Below are 3,446 nucleotides of genomic sequence, written 5' to 3'. Positions count from 1 at the left end.
CGTTCTAATTCTCTGACTTTCTTTTTCTTGAAATCATCACTGAAATGCCTGTTATAACTAGCTCTGGCTTCATGATCAAAACATACTACTTTTTTCATATTGTTAACTTTTTTTCGGTCAACTTATTTCAGGCACTGACAATTTAATTTGTTTTCGTTCGGGATCAAAGGAATCAGAAATCAGAAATCAGAAATCTCGAATCACAAATCTTTCGTTCATCGATTGTTGATTTCGATTTGGGCTTTGCGCACAGGGTTTGTGGTTTGGTATTTGTGATTTGTGAGTTTTGATTTTTGATTTTTGATTTTCTAGTTTCGAGTAAACAATTGGGTAGAACGTTAAGCGGAGAATAAACTGATGAGCGCCATTTCTTTACGCTTTACGCTCTGCGCTTTACGCTCAGTTTCTGGGTTCCAAGGTTCCAAAGTTCCAGCGTTCCAGGGTTCCAGTGTTTCGGGGTTCAATTTGTGAAGTGTGATTTTTGAGTTGTGATTTGAGATTTTTAAGTTTAGGATAGATAATAGCGTAAAGCCTATTGCAAATGGCGAACGGCATAAAATTTTGTACTATTTTTGAAACAGAGGACATTTCAGAAAATGTACCATGCAGAAATTTGACGTTATTGCGGCAGGACATATTTGTCTTGACATTACCCCTGCCTTTCTGAACCAGGGAAATGAATCGTTCGACCAGTTATTCCATCCAGGCAAGCTGATCAATGTAGGAAAACCTTCCATCCATACCGGCGGGAGCGTTCCCAATACAGGAATTGCCGTTCAGATCCTTGGCATTCCCACGCTTCTGAGAGGAAAAATTGGGCAGGATCTTTTTGGCGAGGTCATCCTGAGCATTCTGAGGAACCATGGAATGGAGCAGGGCGTCCTCGTTGACAAGACCGCCAGCACATCGTATTCGGTTGTTATTGCCCCCCGGGGTATTGACAGGATTTTTCTTCACGACCCAGGGGCCAACAATACCTTTTCGTCCGATGATATTGATTACGAGGCAGTGGCACATGCAAGGCTTTTTCATTTTGGCTATCCTCCGCTGATGCGTTCCCTGTATCAGAATAATGGCCGGGAACTTGTGAAAATCTTCCGAAGGGCAAAGGATCTGGGCGTCACCACATCCCTCGACTGCACCCTGCCTGATCCGTCTTCTGAGTCGGGAAAACTCGACTGGAAGAGCATTCTCCGGGAGGTGCTGCCTTATGTTGATATATTCTGTCCCAGTCTGGAAGAGGCACTTTATATGGCATTGCCCGAAGATTACAGGTACTTCAGGGAAAAGAACCGGAAAGCTGATTTCATTGAGTTATACGATCCGGCGCATTTGCCCAAGGTAGGAGAAATTCTTACCGGCATGGGTTGTGCAATGGCTTTTGTGAAGTGCGGCCTTATGGGGTGTTACCTTAAAACCGGCACCGAAGATAAAATTGTTCACACGGGAAAGGCCAGACCTGAAAATGCAAAAGACTGGTCCAATAAAGAAATCCTGGCCCCGGCTTTCCGCATTGAGAAGGTGGCGTCAACTACCGGTTGCGGGGATTCGGCAGTTGCGGCCTTTCTTGTGTCATTGCTTAAAGGCTTTACCCCTGAAGATGCGGTACGAAATGCCTGCGGTGCCGGTGCCCTTACAGCCTCGGTATATGATTCCCTGAGCGGATTGAAATCCATTGACGAAATTGCAGGGAAAATTGCAGAAGGGTGGGAGCACCTTATGGTTTCTTCTGTAAATAAACCATGGATATGGGATGCGGAAAAGAATATTTTTCGGAAAGAAGCCTCTGTGAACTAAAAAAACCTGAAGTAACTTTACAGTAAATGAAAATACCATGAAACCGGAAATTTCCTTTCGCTGGCTGGCATTGCCCTTAATCTTTCTGTTATTTGCTGCAGCTCTTTGCACAAAAGAGACAGGTCCTTTGCCCGATGTGGTTGCAACTTCAGGAACTTTTTCTATCTATGAAGATGATATGAGCGGTACAGTGTATGTTCCTGTTGAAATTTCTGCATCGGCCGATAAGACTGTGAAAATTTACTATTCTACTTCCGATATTACGGCATTGGCCGGAACGGATTATATGGCAGTGGATTCTTTTGTCACCATCCCCAGAGGAAAGGTTCGTGCCAATTTGCCGGTTACCATTATCCCCAATCCTTCCAGAACCGAGGATGCCGCTTTTTCTGTCCATATTACCAGAGCGGAAGGAGCCGTTTTACAGCCATTCATTGTCCCTGTGACGATTGTCAATACCGACTATGCGCGCCTTGCCTGGAGCGATGAATTTGAAGGAAGCGGGCTCAATACAGACAACTGGAATTACGAACTGGGAAACAATAACGGTTGGGGAAACAACGAACTGGAAATATATACCAATTCAACTGCGAATGTGTTTATTGAAAACGGGAATCTGATTATCAAGGCAATCAAAGACGGAAGTACTTATACATCCGGCCGCATTACCACGCAGAACAAGCGCACCTTTACATACGGCAAGACGGAAATCAGAGCTATTCTGCCGGAAGGCAAGGGTATATGGCCGGCCCTCTGGATGCTGGGAAACAATATTTCCACAGTAGGCTGGCCCAAATGCGGCGAAATTGATATCATGGAACTGCTCGGGCAGCAGCCCAATAAAGTTTACGGTACAGTGCATTACGACAAAAACGGGCATCAGTATACCGGAAGCAGTTATATGCTTTCGTCCGGTACCTTCAGCTTGGGATACCATATTTTCAGCCTGGTATGGCAGCCCAATCACATGAAGTGGTATGTTGACGGACAGAAGTTTTTTGAGGTGAACAGCCGGGATCTGAGTGCTTTTCCCTGGAACCTGCCGCAGTTTTATATTTTCAATGTAGCTGTGGGCGGCAACTGGCCGGGGAATCCTGATGAAACCACTTCCTTTCCGCAGCAAATGGTTGTTGATTACATCAGGGTTTATCAGTAGCTATTGTTCCGGCCATTCCGGCATGCACCAGTTTATTTGGTTCAAAGTTCTGATTTTCAGAGTTCTAATGGTTTCAGGGTTCCAGAGTTCCAGAGTTTCAAGGATTTCTGATTTCCGATTTCCCATTAATGAGGATTTCCGATTTCCGATTTCCCATTTCCAATTAACGTGTTCTGGTTTTCATAGCGTGATCTCGTAGAGGAAATTGGAAATAGGAAATAGGAAATTTTCAGTGATTTCCGATTTCCCAATAATGAGGTTCCAATGTTCCAGGGTTTCAATGTTCCATTATTCCAGCGTTTCGGGTGTTTAAGGCCAATTTGTGATTTGTGATTTTTGATTTGAGATTTTCCGGTAGTCAATGCCTAAATAACGTTGACCGTTTTATTAATAATTTTTATTCTTTTTTTATTAAGATGATTTACCGTTGATAACGGGAGATAACTCTTTAAAGAGTTATCCTCGTTATCAATGGTATCTTTAAATGTTTTTG

The 3,446-nt window shown here is 43.8% G+C and carries 2 protein-coding genes; both read left to right on the top strand.

Annotated elements, in window-relative coordinates; genetic code table 11:
- The first annotated feature begins 603 nt into the window (after positions 1–603).
- On the top strand, positions 604–1,797 hold the full coding sequence (locus GX419_13365; GenBank protein NLI25685.1) for a carbohydrate kinase family protein: 1,194 nt from the start codon (positions 604–606) through the stop codon (positions 1,795–1,797).
- A 37-nt stretch (positions 1,798–1,834) separates the two neighbouring features.
- Positions 1,835–2,953, top strand: coding sequence for a family 16 glycosylhydrolase (locus tag GX419_13360; protein NLI25684.1), 1,119 nt, complete (start codon positions 1,835–1,837; stop codon positions 2,951–2,953).
- The last annotated feature ends 493 nt before the right edge of the window (positions 2,954–3,446 follow it).

The sequence above is a fragment of the Bacteroidales bacterium genome (genome assembly GCA_012517825.1).
GTDB lineage: Bacteria > Bacteroidota > Bacteroidia > Bacteroidales > JAAYUG01 > JAAYUG01.
The sequence above is the reverse complement of the archived record's forward strand: the minus strand, read 5'-3'. Positions and strand labels throughout refer to the sequence as shown.

Coding starts and splice junctions, on each gene's coding strand:
- GX419_13365 (NLI25685.1), top strand. CDS start 604: ATGCAGAAATTTGACGTTATTGCGGCAGGACATATTTGTCTTGACATT.
- GX419_13360 (NLI25684.1), top strand. CDS start 1,835: ATGAAACCGGAAATTTCCTTTCGCTGGCTGGCATTGCCCTTAATCTTT.